Raw genomic sequence first — 15,954 nt, forward strand, 5'->3', positions numbered from 1 at the left:
CCTTATAAATCCTTAGAAGGTAAATAGGAGGAATAGTAAATTGATGGAAAAAGCACGTGAATATTTACAAGAATACTTTGGTTATGAGTCATTCCGAAAAGGTCAGGAACAGATTATTGAACAGGTGTTGGGAGGAATAAACACAGCGGGAATCATGCCTACCGGCGGAGGTAAATCAATATGTTACCAAATTCCAGCCCTTCTGTTACCAGGTGTAACACTCGTTATATCCCCACTAATTTCCTTGATGAAGGACCAAGTAGATGCCCTCGAACAAACTGGGATTGATGCCACATTTCTTAATAGCTCCATTTCTGGGTTGGAATCATCCAATAGAATGAACGATATTAAACACGGTAGATATAAGTTGGTTTATTTGGCGCCAGAACGATTGGAAAATCCTGCATTTCAACAGGATCTATTTAATGTGGATATTTCATTGGTAGCCATCGATGAGGCCCACTGTATATCTCAATGGGGTCATGACTTCAGACCAAGCTATTTAAAAATCAAAACCTTATTGAAAAACATGCCATCAGCCCCGACAGTACTGGCATTAACCGCAACAGCCACACCGCATGTGACGGACGATATATGTCAGTCGCTCGGAATATCAGAGCAGCATACAATATCAACGGGATTTTCCAGAGATAACCTGTTCTTTTCCGTAGTGAAAGAAGAAAATCGCGGCCGGTTTTTAATGCGCTATTTAGAGAAAAACAAAAATGAATCGGGTATCATCTATGCAGCCACTAGGAAAGAAGTCGATTCCTTGTATGCGAAGCTTATAAAAGCGGGATTCAAAACAGGTCGATATCATGCTGGCATGAATGAAAAAGAGCGGTCGGAACAGCAGGATCAATTCATTCGTGATGACGTTCCCTTGATGGTAGCGACATCTGCCTTCGGGATGGGAATCGATAAGTCGAATGTTAGATACGTCATCCATTACCAAACTCCAAAGAACATGGAGAGTTATTATCAGGAAGCGGGCCGTGCAGGGAGGGATGGTTTGGATAGTGAGTGTATCCTCTTATATTCCCCTCAGGATATGCAGATACAGCGTTTCTTGATTGATCAATCAAATCCCTCTCAGGAGTGGCAATCCCAGGAATTGAAGAAATTGAACAGAATGAAGGATTATTGTTTTACCGAAGGATGTTTGCAAGCATTCATTCTTAGATATTTTGGAGAAGAAAACCCTGAAGATTGCGGTCATTGCGAAAATTGTACAGATAAACGTGACTCTGTTGATGTAACTACACAGGCACAAATGGTCCTTTCATGCATGTTGCGAATGGGGGAGCGATTCGGTAAAACGATGATTTCCCAAGTGCTTACGGGATCACGCAATAAGAAAATTGAAGAGTTCGGATTCCAGAAGCTTTCAACCTATGGTATCATCAATGATCAAACTGCGAAGGATGTTGGTGATTTCATTGATTTCCTGACAGCAAAACAGTACATAGAAATGACAGGCGGCCAGTTTCCGGTACTCAAGGTTACCAATGCAGGCAGGGAAGTGCTATTGGGACAGAAAAAAGTCCTGCGTAAGGAAATAAAAAAAGTAAGCAGCATCATCGCAGATAATGGATTGTTCGAAGAGCTAAGACAGTTAAGAAAAGAATTGGCAAGCAAGGAAAATGTACCTCCATTCATTATTTTTTCCGATGCATCTTTGAAAGATATGGCCATCAAACTGCCGAGGACGGAAGAGGAATTCCTGGAAGTCAAAGGGGTAGGCATGCAGAAATTCGAACGCTTCGGAAATCTATTCTTACAAGGTATTTCCAAGTATGTACAGGCACATCCTGAATTAGATACGAATACTATGATTACAAAGGAAACGGTAAAGCGAACGACTAAACCATCTCACTTAGAAAGCTATCGCTTATATCAGGAAGGCAAATCAATCAAGGAAATAGGGGCATTGAGAGGGCTGTCTTCCATTTCAATTGAAAATCATTTATTAAAGTGTGCAGAAGAAAACTTGGATATTAAATGGGATGAGATTTTCTTGGATAAAGAGTTTGATCTTGTTTTGGAAACTGCGAAACAATTGGATTCAGAAAAATTGAAACCACTTAAAGAAGCCCTGCCCGAACATATTTCCTACTTTATGATCAAAGCGATCTTGGTTAAAGCAGGGCTGGAAAACGAAAGGTGTTAAGGTTTTTTGGATAATTTCTTCATTGAATAAATAAGAATTTGGTTTAATGCGTATACTAGGAATGATAAAAAGGTGAAATTTCGCTCCTTTAATCAGAGTCTTTATAAAAAAGAGGAGGTTGCTCATGTATTTTGGTAAAAAGAATTCAGAGGAACCAGAAATAGTTATGGAAGATACGATAGTATATGCATGCGGAGCAGCGGATTGCAATGGTTGGATGAGAAAAGATTTTGCCTCGGAAAACTATGATTGCCCAATGTGCGGAAGTCAATTGGTTGAAGAAATCAGGGAGCTCCCAAAAATTGAAAATGAGTATAATGCGTTTAAATAAAAGAGGTGAATCATAGCCTCTTTATTTTTTATTTTGAGAAGGAAGGATGGCGGAGTGTTTTTATCCTGGGATTAATGCTTTACATATAAAGATATGTATGATATTATTAGATTTCAGTGTTATGAAAAGAATGCACTGGAGGGTAATTTAAAGTAACATTTTTATTAATAAAATAATTTTTCATCATTTTCATGATGAAGTAGAAACGAGTTAAACACATTTAGAAAAAAGAAATACATGTTATCACCAAGTATTTTCCTCGATCCATTTCTGTTCTTCATTAACTTACTTCTATGTACCATTTGTCTTTTGGAATTTAATCTACCCAATTGGAATTACGGACGGTTTTAATTAATAAACATGTACTTACAAGCTTTTATCTGATTCTCGCAGGCACGGTCTAGGAACCGTATGGATGGGAGAGAGGCAGGGCTTTCATTGTTTTAGGTTTTGGCATTAAAAATTACTCTCGTGCTCGCTTCGATTTGAAATGTTCAACGAACGAGCAGGAAGAACCATATGGAATGGATTCTTAAACAGGCGCAGTCTCGATTATCTGAAGGGTAAGTCAGGGACTGTGTTTCATTTTGGGGAATACTTTCTTTTTTAGAATCTTTCCTCAAATATATAAAGCATATATATGATATAATGGTAACTGAGATATGAAAAATTCATGCCGTAATCTCAAGTTCTTACCATTCAAAAAGTTTGGTTGAAAGAACAATAATCATACTTAGATTTGCGAATGGTTATTTACTCACAATTTAGATTAAACGCCATCTATTCTTCTTTTATCTTTATGGCTTGTGATCTGTTATGCAGGACGGAGTCAATTCAATTCTAAGGAGTGAGATATATGTATAGAAGAAATAATACGGAAGAAATCATTCCTGAAGAAACAAAGGTGTGGGAATGTACATCAGAAGATTGCAAAGGTTGGATTCGCGATAACTTTACAAGTAATGATGAACATGTTTGTCCGTTATGTAGCAGCGAGATGAAACCCGGCACCAGAATGCTTCAAGCAATTAACAATCCAAGAAACTATTAAGGCTATAAAAAAAGCTGAAGGGGATTCCCTTCAGCTTTTTTTATCTTTCTGCCAATTGGATGAAGCAAAAAGCAGATGAATGATTAGTGGATATCTTTTTTCTTGAATCGGCCGCCTCGGACTTCCGCGATATCCCCTACAGCAAGAAATGCAGATGGATCGAAGCTTTTGACTATCTCTTTAAGTTTAGCTTCCTCAAGCCTGTTTATTACACAAAAGATGACTTTTTTATCATCACCGGAATAAGCACCTTCACCAGCTAAAAAGGTTACGCCCCGTCCAAGGCGATTCATTATAGCTTCACCGATATCATTAAATTCATCACTGATAATCCAGACAAATTTGGATTCGTCCAAACCTGCGATGACGATATCCATCGTTTTATATGCCACGAAGTAAGCTATGATCGAATACATGGCACGATCCCACGAGAATACGAAGCCCGCACTTCCCAGGATGAATAAATTGAAAAACATGACGATCTCCCCAACGGAAAAAGGGAGCTTCTTGCTAGCGAGTATAGCAAGTATTTCTGTACCATCCAATGAGCCGCCATATCGAATGACCATTCCAACACCAATGCCAAGAATCATTCCGCCGAAAGCGGACGCTAGGAGGATATCTTGAGTGAAAGCTGGTACATGATGAAGCAATGTAGTGGTTATGGAAAGGATTAAAATTCCATAAAGGGTAGATAATGCGAAGGTTTTGCCGATTTGTTTATAACCGATAAAAAAGAAAGGAAGATTCAAAATGAAAAGAAAGATTCCGAGCTTCCATCCAGTGATGTAAGATAACATAATCGATATACCCGTTATGCCCCCGTCGATTACGTTATTCGGCACTAAAAAAATCTCGAGGCCGACAGCCATCAAAACCGCACCGATTGTAATTAATAGACCTCTCTGTAAAATTTGTCTCAGTGTTAATTTTTTATGCTGGGTCTTCTTTTGCATAATTTCTGTTGTACTTGCACCTGCCAGGTCTGACATAATCATGCCACCCACTCCTTCTCTCTATATAGGTTCTATTTAATTATAAACCTATAGGTATAATTAAATAAAGAAATTAACATTCTGTTGCATATATTCCTGAATAATTATTGGTATCATTGATAACGTCCTGTAATGAAGAAACAGGGTTGTTAATGCTTGTCATTACCATGTATTCTTATTCTACTCCATACAAAACAATAGTATTTCTAATTTTATTGAATTTATGAAAGAAACCTGCATTTTCTTGAGATATGGGGTGCACTGAAAGAATCGATGTGTAAATAAATAGGAATAAGGAAATAAAAAACCTTTGAGGTACTATGAATTTCCTTTACAATATAGGAGAATAGAACGTTTGAGGTGATCAAGTAAAAAAATGGAACAATCAATTGTAGCATCAAATCCTGTTCTCTTTATGATTGCAGTACTTTTGATAATAATGGCTTGTTATACGGCGTTGGATTTACTGACAACATTACTGACGATAAAGAGATATAAACGCCTTGTGTATATAGGGAGCAGCTGCTCTATGGGAGTGGCTATTTGGACGCTTAATTTTGTTGTTATTTTCACCCTCGATAATTCAGGAATGGCAGCATACAACTTTTCTACAATAATTTTTTCGTTAGCATTAGCCATCGCTCTCGCAGGGGTTGGGTTATTGGCCATTTCGTATAAAACACAAGTCCTGCAAATCGTTTTTTGCGGTTTCATGTTTACGATGGCCATATTATCCAATTATATAATGGGAACATCTTCATTAAACCACTCTTTGCACTTTAACCCATTATTGGTCTTCAGTACGCTTTTCAGCATCTTTATTTTATTTGTAGCAGCACTTGCCATCTTATTTCATTTTAATAAATTAAGTCAATCTTCGCTAAAACCAGTCAGTACTCTTTTTATGAGTGGTGCAATCATTGAAGGCTATTATCTTTTTGTAAGGGTGTTACCGATGAACGCGAAAAATGAAGCGGGTGAATTTGTTCCACTCACTCCATTTATGCTTTATCTTACATGCTTCGTTTCATTATTCATCCTTGCCAGCTTGATAGCTTCAAGTACGATCGTGGGCCGGCGGTTAGCAAAAAGTGATAATACTGTAAGCGATATCCGTTATGCTTTAGATCAATCGGCGATCGTCGCCATCACGGATGCAAATGGGATCATTACATATGTTAACGAAAAATTCCTGGAAATATCTCAATATGAAAAACATGAACTAATAGGAAAAAATCATTCCATAATCAATTCTGGTCATCATCCGAAAGAATTTTTCACTGACTTATGGCTAACGATCAGCCATGGGAAAACATGGCATGGTGAAATATGCAATCGGGCTAAAGATGGTAATGTATATTGGGTGGATACAACTATCGTTCCTTTTATGAAAAAGGGTAAACCATATCAATATATTTCCATCCGTTCGGATATTTCCAGTCGTAAAAAAGCAGAAAGTGCTTTAAAGGAGTCAATTAAAGAACTGGAAGATATGCATTATGCAATCAACCAATCCTTGATTGTGGCGATTACCGATGATAAAGGAGTCATTATCGAAGTGAATGAAAAGTTCTCGGAGGTTTCTGGTTATGGGAGAGGTGAATTGATAGGTCAGACCCATAAGATCGTTAATTCTGGATACCACTCAAAGGAATTCTTTGAAAAAATGTGGATGACCGTCCGTGAACGCAAAGTTTGGAAAGGTGAAATTAGAAACAAGGCGAAAGATGGCAGTTTTTATTGGGTCGATACAACTATTGTTCCATTTTTCAGCGAAGAAGGTAAACCATTTCAGTATTTAACCATTAGATATGACATAACCGAGCGTAAACAATCGGAAGAGATGCTCCATCGGCAGGATAAATTAGCCGCTGTCGGTCAGCTTGCTGCAGGAGTGGCACATGAAATACGCAATCCGTTGACCTCCATGAAAGGGTATACGGAATTTTTGCAATTGGATGAAACGGACGAAAATAAACAAGAATATCTGGGAATAATCATGGACGAAATCAATCGTGTGAATGAGATAGTTGAAGAGTTCCTACAATTGGCCAAACCACAGGCCTTGAATTTGGAGATGAAGAATCTTGTGCCAATCATTCAAATTGTTGTATCTTTGACGGAGTTTGAAGCCAGGAAGAAGAACATCACGCTGATTTCGGATTGTAATGACGAAGAGATCTTTGTTCGTTGTGATGAGAATCGATTAAAACAAGTCTTATTGAACTTCATTAAAAATGGTATGGAAGCTATGCCTGACGGTGGGTTCATAAAAGTCATGACTGAAATTAAAGAGGATAAAGTGCAAATATCCATTACCGACACAGGAATTGGGATTCCACCAGAGCAGCTTAAGAGACTGGGAGAACCATTTTTCACAACGAAAAAATCTGGTAATGGGTTAGGTTTAATGATCAGCTTTAAAATCATAGAAAGCCATTTCGGAAATGTCTTTGTCGAGAGCGAGGTCAATAAAGGTACAGTCTTTAATATTGTGCTCCCTATTTAGCCTAATAGGACAATGAAAAAATATCAACAAAATTGTAGAAGATGTCTGCATGGGGGAACTGGATTTGGAAAAACAAAAGCAAGTCAATATCATTAGCTTGAAGGTGTTTTACCTTTTTTCATTTTTTGCAGTAGGAAGTTTAACACCGCTATTAAGCGTTTATTTAGCCAATGAGGCAGGTTTGTCAGGTATTGAAATAGGTACGATCATGTCCGTTGGACCGATAGTGATGATCGTTTTTCAACCTTTTTGGGGAATTGTCTGTGATTGGAGCGGGAGACCGGCAAAAATACTGGCAATGACATCGTTGCTTGCTGGTGTATTCGGTTTAGGTTACTTGCTGTTCGATCATTATTTACTTATAGTATCCGTTGCTGTCGCTTTGGCTATTTTTCAAAGTGCGATAATACCTGTTTCAGATAGCATCACCCTTCAATATACAACGAAGATCAAATCGAATTATGGGAAAATCCGTTTATTCGGATCACTTGGTTACGGTGTGGCCGTTTTTGTAATGGGGAAATTATCTGAATCCTTCATGGGTCCTTCCGTGATATTTTATGCTTTTTTCTTCGGTCTTTTGATCTCGGCTAGTCTGGCTCTTCGTTTGCCCGAAGAGCCGCCTGGGGAAAAGGTGAAGCTTTTCGGCGGAATGAAAGAATTGATCACCATGAAACGATTCCTTATCTTTCTAGCTATAACGTTCTTGCTTTTTGGTCCTAATCTTGCAAATAATGTATACTACGGTTTGTTTGTAGAGGCAAGGGGAGGGACATATACAGGAATTGGCATTGCGTTCCTTTTAGCTGTATTATCGGAAATCCCCTTTATGAGAATCGCAGGTACCTGGATTCATAAGATAGGCCTGCTGCCAATTACCTTATTGGCTGGAACGGCCTCATTGGTCCGCTGGGTTTTATACTTCACCGAACCGAGTTTGGCTACCGTATATGTGTCTTCGATCATTCAAGGGTTTTCACTTGGCTTATTCATTCCTGCAGCTTTACAATATATCAGGGAAGTTGTCCCTGTACGTATTACAGTAACGGCAATAACGCTTTATTCCGCCATAGGCAATGGATTGGGTAACTGGTTCAGTACCTTTAGCGGCGGAATAATCTTGGATAAATCAGGAATATATGCGGTCTATTTATTTTATGGTTTACTCACCCTGATCGGAATGCTACTTACAATATGGCTCATGAGGTATGAAAAAAAATTAAAAGTTATGGGGAGACCCATAGGTATAATAGAAAAATGATGGAAAATAAAGCGAGGGACCTCTTTGCCTATCATGGTGAAGAGGTCTTTCTCTATTCTATTTACAAATTTGAGAGAACGCAGGGTAAATGATCAAGCAGAATGAACATACTTTGAAAGGGCGTAGGGGTTCATTAAAATTCCTCAGTAGACAAACTCGGTGAAAATGGATTTGTCTCCAATTTTATAAGGGTTTGTATAATTTACACGTTGATTGGAATGAAAGGCACTCGCTTTCCGCGGCACTTTAGCCTGCCAGGTCTACCTTGGACAAGCTTTTTCCTCAGAAGTCTAGAACGCCCGTTCCAATCAACTTTGTTTGAAGTTTAGAGAGAACCCCTTTTGTAATCCCATTCCGCGGTAAGTTTATAAAAGATATGCTTTTGTGTATTGGGAATTTTAACCAAAACAATCAGTTTTTTATTTTTGGAAATAATATGATTTAATGGAAGATAGAGAATGAATGGAAGGGTGAGTGTTTTTGAGCAAACCAAAAGTGTTGGCTATTACCATCGCATCAGCTTTTATCGGTCTGTTTTTTTTATTTTGTCTTGGATGGGCGATTATGGACCATTATGGAAAGGGAACTTCCGATAAGGAAGTGATTGAAGAAACCGCCATTAAAAAAAATGATTTTCCCGATGGTTTTACGGTGGTAGCGATAGGCGATTCATTGACCCGCGGCACAGGTGATGAAACAGGGAAAGGTTACGTTGGACTTGTTATTGAAGATTTAAAGAGTGAATACAATAGAAAACCAATCATTCATAACCTGGGAATTAATGGACAAGTGTCTAAAGAATTGGTACAGCAAGTGAGACAACCGGAAGTGAAGCGCCAAATCCAGGCTGCTGATGTTATTTTAGTTACAATCGGGGGTAACGATTTATTTCAAAAAGGCAGGACCCTGCTTGAATATGATCGTGAAGCTATTACTGTATCACAAAAGAGTTTCTTGGGAAATTTACATGAAATTTTTAAGGATATCAATAAAGTCAATGATACAGCTACCATTTTGTTGCTTGGGCTGTATAATCCGTTTATAGATTTGGATGAAGACTTTGATACGAACCGAATCGTACGGGACTGGAATAATGAAACGGCGGAAGTCGTGGCTCTTTATGAAAATGCAATTTTCGTTCCAACTTTTGATTTATTTCAATTGTCGGTAAATGAGTATTTGTATTCAGATAAATTTCACCCCAATAAGAAGGGATATCGTTTAATTGCTGATAGAGTTGCTCCTTTAATAAAATGGGAGGATGTGGAACGATGAAACAGGTGACATTATCTGTCAGGGATTTAAAAAAAAGGATTGGCAAAAGGGAAATTATTAAAGGAATTGATTTTGAGCTGAACGAAGGGGAAGTTTTCGGCTTTTTAGGACCGAATGGAGCAGGCAAGACGACGACGATCCGCATGTTGGTCGGTTTGATTAAGCCAACCTCGGGTTCCATCCATATATGCGGGTATGATGTTCGTCAGGACTTTACGAAGGCTATGAAGCAAATGGGCTGCATCGTCGAAAATCCAGAGTTATATCCATTTTTGAGCGGGTGGGATAATTTGCTCCACTTTGCAAGAATGTTACCTGATGTTGATGAAACAAGAATGGACGAGGTTGTTGAACTCGTCGGTTTGCAAGCGAGAATTCACGATAAAGTGAAGACCTATTCGTTGGGAATGAGGCAGCGTTTAGGAATCGCGCAGGCCATGCTGAACAGCCCTAAACTATTGATTTTGGATGAACCGACTAACGGGCTAGATCCTGCCGGAATCCGTGAAATGCGGCAATTCATCAGAAAGTTGGCTGAAGAAGAAGGTATGAGCGTTCTGGTTTCCTCACACTTGTTAGGTGAAATCCAGCAACTTTGTGACCGGGTCGCAATCATTAAAGGTGGGGAAATTATTAAAACGGATACAGTGGAGAGCTTATTATCCACGCAGGAGCGGATATTTTGGCGGGTTGAACCTATTCAAAAGGGCGCGGAAATACTTAGCAGCTTCACCGAAATTACCTTAGATCAAAAATATATCATTACAGCCTATGATGAACTTAAGACACCTGAATGGAATGCTGCTCTTAACCAAGCAGGCGTGAGGGTGCATGAAATGAATCGAAAGCTCCCGGGATTGGAAGAATTGTTTTTGCAAGTTACGGGGGGAGGTGCGGGCATTGAATAACTTGGTCCAAAATGAAATGATGAAGTTGCTGGCAAAGAAACGGTTAATCATAATCGGTCTCATCGTTGGAATTTTAGTCCTGATGTTTACATATGCCCAATACAAACAAGTGGAAGAGCAGCGGGAGAAGTTGGGAACGGATGATTGGCGTGCAGCTCTTCAGCAGCAAATCATTGATACTCAAAATCGATTGGGCTCCAATAGGATGCTCGATGAGTGGCGTGAACAGCTGCAAGTTAGTCTGAAGCAGCAGCAATATTATCTCGATCATGATATCAATCCCTCAGAACCAGGCGCAGCCACTTTTACACGCATGTTTTTGGAAAATGCAATCGATTTGTTCATTCCGCTATTAATCATGATTGTGGCTAGTGATATGGTTTCTTCCGAAAATAGTCAAGGGACAATCAAGCTTTTGCTGACACGGCCAGTGGAGCGCTGGAAAATCTTATTGAGCAAATATGTAACATTATTATTATCGGTTTCGATTATCGTGGCGGTGACAGCCTTATTGTCTTACCTATTATCGGGTATCGTTTTCGGATATCAAGGTTGGGGGGCCCCTGTAATAACCGGATTTGAATTGAAGGGTGCTGACGTGGATGTCAGTCAAGTAAGGCTAGTGGAACAATGGAAATTCCTATTGATGGATTTGGGACTTGTCTGGCTGGTGGCGGTTGTGGTAGGGACCCTTTCTTTCATGCTTTCGGTACTGGTGAGAAGCACCCCTGCAGGCATGGGCATCATGCTGGCTGCATTGATTTCCGGAGCTATATTGAACAATATGGTTTCATCATGGGAATCAGCGAAATATTTCTTTATGGTGAATTTGAAATTGACCGCTTATATTAGCGGAACGGCTCCGCCAATAGAAGGGATGACTTTATTATCCTCCGTCATTACTCTGCTCGTTTGGTGGGCGCTTGCTTTAATTGTATCTTTTACAGTATTTACACGGAGGGATGTATACTGAGAAACAGCCTATAGAAATTATAAGTTGTTTCAGTTTGTTGACATAATTGGTTCGGAAGTGTCGCTTTTAAAACAAGACCTGATTATCCACATGAAATTTTACTTTAGATGAACTGAAACCCTCAATGGATGGAAGAAAATTGCGACACCCCAGCCGAATAACTGGCTAGCAGAGACCCCGCAGACGCTTGTGTCGAGGAGGCTTGGCAGACAGTCGGAGGAAAGGGAGCGGATTTCTTAAATCAACTCCACCTTTTTAAAGAAAAAAATTGTAGGCTCGCTTTCGAATTTGCCTGCAGTCTGAACAGCCTATATAAATTATAGGTTGTTTTTTATTTTCTCGTACAGGGTATCCTTTAAAAAACAGTATGTTCAAAATAGGAGGATTATAAATGGATGATAATCATTTGAACGAAAAATTCCTGCCAATGACTTCAATTTCCAGTGGAGATGTACAGATAATAAATGAGGATATATATTGTCTGTCCGTCCAAATCGTTAATGTAATTTTTGTAGGGTCACCAAAAGATGATAAATGGGTATTGATTGATGCAGGGATGCCGCGTTCAGCAGAGGCAATAAAGAATACTGCTGAAGAAATATACGGACCGCAAAATCCACCTGCTGCAATTATTTTGACACATGGACATTTCGATCACGTTGGTGCACTGATTGAGTTAATGGAGTATTGGGAGGCTCCTGTTTATGCCCACATTAAAGAAATGCCTTATTTAACGGGACAGGAAAATTATCCCGAACCGGATCCAACTGTTGAAGGGGGGATGGTCGCCAAAATCTCATCGATATTTCCGAATGAGGGAATCAACCTTGATGAAAAAGTTCAGCCATTGCCTGATGATCATAGTGTTCCCGGGCTTCGTGATTGGAAATGGGTTCACACCCCAGGCCATTCGAAAGGACATATTTCACTTTTCCGTGAAAGTGACCGAAGTTTGATTGTTGGAGATGCTTTTGTGAATGTCAGGCAAGATTCCCTGTACAAGGTTTTCACTCAGGAGAAAGAAATAGCAGGACCGCCGCGGTATTTAACAACCGATTGGGAGGCTGCCAAAGAATCGGTACGTCTATTGGAAAGTCTGAAGCCCGCTGTTGCCATAACGGGGCACGGGTATCCTGTTGAAGGGAAAGAACTGGAAATGGGTTTAGCGAAGCTTGCAAAGGAATTCGATTCATTAGCTAAACCGGATCATGGGAAATATGTGGAATGAAGGGTGACCGTGTTTAATGAATAATTTCTCTGCAGAAGTCAAAAATAAACAAGCAACTTATGAAAAATGGAGGGATTTCCGTGACTAATTTAAGAGATATCATGACAACAGACGTTGACTGTTGCACTGCGGAAGATAATATATATGAAGCAGCAGTCAAAATGAAGAATGATGATGTTGGTGTCATTCCTGTATTGGAGAATAACCATTTAATCGGTGTCATTACAGACAGGGATATCGTCATTCGCTGTGTTGCCGAGAAAAAGCCGAACTCGACTAGAATTACCGATGTCATTTCCACCAATCTTGTAACAGGTACGCCTGATATGTCAGTGGAGGAAGCTGAGGAGTTAATGGCTACCGAACAAATCAGAAGGCTCCCTATCATTGAGAATGAAAAGCTGGTCGGTGTCGTTGCATTAGGTGATCTTGCTGTACACCAACAGACAAATTCAATGGCGGGAGATGCTTTAAGTTCAATTTCCGAAGACAGAGATCAAATTCAGCACTAAAAACCAAAACTCTGTTAGCTATTGCTAACAGAGTTTTGGTTTTTAAAGATACTTATTGAACCAGCCCTTGATTTCCTCAACATGTTGCAGGCGCATTTTTGGAGATCCACTTCGCGATACCTCATGAGTTTCATTTGGGAATGAAACAAGTACGGCTTCTTTATTTTGCCGTTTTAAAGCGACAAAAAATTGCTCGCTCTGTTCAATGGGACAGCGGAAGTCCTTTTCTCCGTGAAGTAAAAGTAAAGGCGTATCCACATTGGAGACATATTTTAATGGAGAGTGCTGCCATAGTTTTTCAGCAGAGTTAATGATATCGCCGCCAACTTCCCACTCTGTAAAATAATAGCCAATGTCGCTGACCCCATAAAAACTTAGCCAGTTACTGATACAACGCTGAGACACAGCCGCCTTGAAGCGGTTGGTATGTCCGATGATCCAATTTACCATGAATCCTCCATAACTTCCTCCGGATACCCCTAAATCTTCATCGTCTATAAAATCATATGTAGCTAGAACGTGATCGACTCCAGCCATTAAGTCCTTATAATCCATGCCTCCATAGTCGCCACGGCAGGCGTTTACGAAGTCCTGGCCATATCCTACACTCCCTCGCGGGTTAGTGAACAATACAGTATACCCTTCATTAGCCAAGGTCTGGAATTCATGAACATAGGTATTAGCATACATCATATGCGGTCCGCCGTGGATTTCTAAAATGAGCGGATATTTTTGACTACCATTAAAACCGTTCGGTCTCATGATCCAGCCGTGAATGGTAAGCCCATCGACTGATGGAAAAGTAATGGGTTCAGCCATGGACAATTGTTTATCCTTCAAAAAAACCTCATTAACAAAACTGATTTGTTCCTTATCACCATTGGTAAGGTTATAAGCAAAGAGATCGCCAGGATGAACAGGTGTACTGATGGCCACGACAGCACGGTGGCTTTCGGGATCTATAGTCAGGCCGTATATATGCTGCGGGTCAAGGATTGATGGATACATAGCTCCTTCAATGGAACCATAATATACTCCGGTATTTCCATAATCACTTATTAAAAAGTAAAAACCTTGACTATCGTTTGTCCACAAAATACCTGGGTCGACGGCTCCGATTTGGAAATCCCCTATTGCGGAATCTCCAATTTGCACGTCCCATCCGTCGGTCAAACACTGAGTCGTTTGGTCCATGATGGAATATAACCAGATATTTGAAAAGGTGGCACCGGCAAATTCTTTATTATGGCCAATGAAAGATAGATATTCGCCATTTGGAGACCATTTAGGATCTCTAAAGAAACCTGTACTATCCGTAATTTTCTCTAAAGATTTCGTATCAAGATCCATGATGAATATATCTGAAAAAAGTTCATCATCACTTCTTTCTGCATCCCCGCTTATGAATGCAATACGCTGTCCGTCTGGAGACCACGCATTCGGAAGATGATCAATATTGTTTTCCGTCAGCAATGTGAATTCTCCTTTAAAAATGTCCGCTATAACAAGCTGCTGATACAACTGATCAAAATAGCCTCTCCCATCCCATTTATACTTGATCCGGTCATACCTATTAACTTCTTTGAATAGATCATTTTCCTTGGCCGTATTAAGGTTTTCGCCTTCCTTTAACCTGGTAGAAAGCAGTAACTTGGTGGAACAAGGGGACCAAATAGGCTTTGAAGCGCCGTTAACGAAATGGGTGAGCTGGCGAGCTTCCCCGCCAATGCTCCCGATAATGTGGACTTGTTTTTTTCCTGATCTATCTGATATAAAGGCGATATGCTTGCCGTCGGGGGACCAGGCTGGTGATGTATCACGATTATCCCCAAACGTCCATTGCTTTGTTTCATTCGTAATCAGGCTGAACATAAACAGATTGGAAATGTATTTTTCCGTTTTTTCATCTATTCTGGTTTGGACATAAACCGCCATGCTGCCATCCGGTGATAGCTTTGGATCGGTTACTGATTTCAAGTGAAATAAGTCTCTTGCTGTTATACCTATTTTGTTCATCCTTTTCACCCTTTCATTTCTCATAGTTATGTATTTCGCTAAAGAGAAATAAAATCCTTTAGTAAATGGTAAACGCGTCATGTTTATTTATCAAGGACGAAAGAAATGAAAATAATCCGGCCTTTTTATCAGGTCGGATTATCTGGATATATCGGAAAAAACTTACAATTACTTATGCATATGTCCTGTATGCGGACGGTGCGGCGGTATTTGGAAATTATGTTCTTCCATCATTTTATAATGTTTTTCAAAATGTGAAACCATTTTATCGGCTTCTTCTTTCGAAAGCGCGCCATACTCAACATATTTTTCGATCAATCTCTTTTTGTCAGCGAGTATTTGTTTTTGGATCTTAGCGATTTCCGATTTTTGAGCATCAGTGAATTGTACACTTTCAGTCTTTGCTTTATTTTCCTGTGCAGCCGGATGATTAAGGTTGACTAGGAATAGGGAACAAGCTGTTAAACAGATGACGAAAAACTTTTTCATGAATGAACGACTCCTTCTTTTTAATGATTTTTTCTGCCTAATTGAAGAACTGTAGAACCTTTAAAAACCTGAAAGTCTCTTCCTAATGGTGAATAATATAATCAATATGGAAGATTCCTTATTTCTTTATTATCATTTACAGCATTTACAGTTTTATGTAAAAAATAAGGGGGAGGTTTGTTAGAGAAAGATATGGGTATTTTAAATGTAAGTGAAAATATTGTTGTAACTTCTTA

13 protein-coding genes are annotated in these 15,954 nt (G+C 39.5%); 10 read left to right on the top strand and 3 right to left on the bottom strand.

Annotated elements, in window-relative coordinates; genetic code table 11:
- Positions 1-43 precede the first annotated feature (43 nt).
- From recQ to ACFX4H_RS04495, 3 genes are all read left to right on the top strand, one after another.
- Positions 44-2,170: a DNA helicase RecQ gene (gene recQ / locus ACFX4H_RS04485; RefSeq protein ID WP_377434724.1), complete on the top strand. Its 2,127-nt coding sequence runs from the start codon at positions 44-46 to the stop codon at positions 2,168-2,170.
- A gap of 124 nt (positions 2,171-2,294) precedes the next feature.
- Positions 2,295-2,501 (top strand): cold-inducible protein YdjO-related protein, encoded by a 207-nt coding sequence (locus tag ACFX4H_RS04490; protein ID WP_377434133.1) that lies wholly within the window; start codon positions 2,295-2,297, stop codon positions 2,499-2,501.
- A gap of 856 nt (positions 2,502-3,357) precedes the next feature.
- Entirely contained in the window at positions 3,358-3,552 is a 195-nt protein-coding gene (locus ACFX4H_RS04495) for a cold-shock protein (protein WP_034307294.1), read from the top strand.
- 83 nt (positions 3,553-3,635) lie between these two features.
- Here the strand turns inward: ACFX4H_RS04495 and ACFX4H_RS04500 are convergent, their stop codons facing one another.
- Positions 3,636-4,550 carry a YitT family protein gene (locus ACFX4H_RS04500; protein WP_222619851.1) on the bottom strand — a complete coding sequence of 305 codons (915 nt, stop codon included), beginning with the start codon at positions 4,548-4,550 and terminating at the stop codon, positions 3,636-3,638.
- A 373-nt stretch (positions 4,551-4,923) separates the two neighbouring features.
- On the opposite strand from ACFX4H_RS04500, the gene ACFX4H_RS04505 reads away from it, so the two are divergent.
- The 7 genes from ACFX4H_RS04505 (at position 4,924) to ACFX4H_RS04535 (ending at position 13,213) form a co-directional block, all read left to right on the top strand.
- Positions 4,924-7,056: a PAS domain S-box protein gene (locus tag ACFX4H_RS04505; RefSeq protein WP_377434136.1), complete on the top strand. Its 2,133-nt coding sequence runs from the start codon at positions 4,924-4,926 to the stop codon at positions 7,054-7,056.
- Positions 7,057-7,120: 64 nt separating this feature from the next.
- On the top strand, positions 7,121-8,317 hold the full coding sequence (locus ACFX4H_RS04510; protein ID WP_084737711.1) for an MFS transporter: 1,197 nt from the start codon (positions 7,121-7,123) through the stop codon (positions 8,315-8,317).
- A gap of 480 nt (positions 8,318-8,797) precedes the next feature.
- Positions 8,798-9,592, top strand: coding sequence for an SGNH/GDSL hydrolase family protein (locus tag ACFX4H_RS04515; RefSeq protein WP_377434138.1), 795 nt, complete (start codon positions 8,798-8,800; stop codon positions 9,590-9,592).
- On the top strand, positions 9,589-10,500 hold the full coding sequence (locus ACFX4H_RS04520) for an ABC transporter ATP-binding protein (RefSeq protein ID WP_048678272.1): 912 nt from the start codon (positions 9,589-9,591) through the stop codon (positions 10,498-10,500). The genes ACFX4H_RS04515 and ACFX4H_RS04520 overlap by 4 nt, the downstream gene beginning before the upstream one ends.
- Positions 10,493-11,473 carry an ABC transporter permease gene (locus ACFX4H_RS04525; protein WP_034307282.1) on the top strand — a complete coding sequence of 327 codons (981 nt, stop codon included), beginning with the start codon at positions 10,493-10,495 and terminating at the stop codon, positions 11,471-11,473. Before ACFX4H_RS04520 ends, ACFX4H_RS04525 begins: the two co-directional genes overlap by 8 nt.
- Before the next feature lie 391 nt (positions 11,474-11,864).
- Positions 11,865-12,701, top strand: a complete 837-nt coding sequence (locus ACFX4H_RS04530) for an MBL fold metallo-hydrolase (RefSeq protein ID WP_328138300.1) — start codon at positions 11,865-11,867, stop codon at positions 12,699-12,701.
- Positions 12,702-12,781: 80 nt separating this feature from the next.
- Complete coding sequence (locus ACFX4H_RS04535) at positions 12,782-13,213, top strand: CBS domain-containing protein (RefSeq protein ID WP_105718815.1); 432 nt, start codon at positions 12,782-12,784, stop codon at positions 13,211-13,213.
- Positions 13,214-13,255: 42 nt separating this feature from the next.
- Here the strand turns inward: ACFX4H_RS04535 and ACFX4H_RS04540 are convergent, their stop codons facing one another.
- Complete coding sequence (locus tag ACFX4H_RS04540; protein WP_377434140.1) at positions 13,256-15,229, bottom strand: S9 family peptidase; 1,974 nt, start codon at positions 15,227-15,229, stop codon at positions 13,256-13,258.
- A 168-nt stretch (positions 15,230-15,397) separates the two neighbouring features.
- Entirely contained in the window at positions 15,398-15,718 is a 321-nt protein-coding gene (locus tag ACFX4H_RS04545; RefSeq protein ID WP_249597693.1) for a YckD family protein, read from the bottom strand.
- Positions 15,719-15,954 lie beyond the last annotated feature (236 nt).

The organism is Peribacillus sp. YIM B13477 (assembly GCF_042787955.1).
In the GTDB taxonomy this organism is placed as follows: Bacteria; Bacillota; Bacilli; order Bacillales; family DSM-1321; genus Peribacillus; species Peribacillus frigoritolerans.

Excerpts from the sequence above, each read along its gene's own strand:
- recQ (WP_377434724.1), top strand. The coding sequence starts at position 44 with ATGGAAAAAGCACGTGAATATTTACAAGAATACTTTGGTTATGAGTCA.
- ACFX4H_RS04490 (WP_377434133.1), top strand. The coding sequence starts at position 2,295 with ATGTATTTTGGTAAAAAGAATTCAGAGGAACCAGAAATAGTTATGGAA.
- ACFX4H_RS04495 (WP_034307294.1), top strand. The coding sequence starts at position 3,358 with ATGTATAGAAGAAATAATACGGAAGAAATCATTCCTGAAGAAACAAAG.
- ACFX4H_RS04500 (WP_222619851.1), bottom strand. The coding sequence starts at position 4,550 with ATGATTATGTCAGACCTGGCAGGTGCAAGTACAACAGAAATTATGCAA.
- ACFX4H_RS04505 (WP_377434136.1), top strand. The coding sequence starts at position 4,924 with ATGGAACAATCAATTGTAGCATCAAATCCTGTTCTCTTTATGATTGCA.
- ACFX4H_RS04520 (WP_048678272.1), top strand. The coding sequence starts at position 9,589 with ATGAAACAGGTGACATTATCTGTCAGGGATTTAAAAAAAAGGATTGGC.
- ACFX4H_RS04530 (WP_328138300.1), top strand. The coding sequence starts at position 11,865 with ATGGATGATAATCATTTGAACGAAAAATTCCTGCCAATGACTTCAATT.
- ACFX4H_RS04540 (WP_377434140.1), bottom strand. The coding sequence starts at position 15,229 with ATGAACAAAATAGGTATAACAGCAAGAGACTTATTTCACTTGAAATCA.
- ACFX4H_RS04545 (WP_249597693.1), bottom strand. The coding sequence starts at position 15,718 with ATGAAAAAGTTTTTCGTCATCTGTTTAACAGCTTGTTCCCTATTCCTA.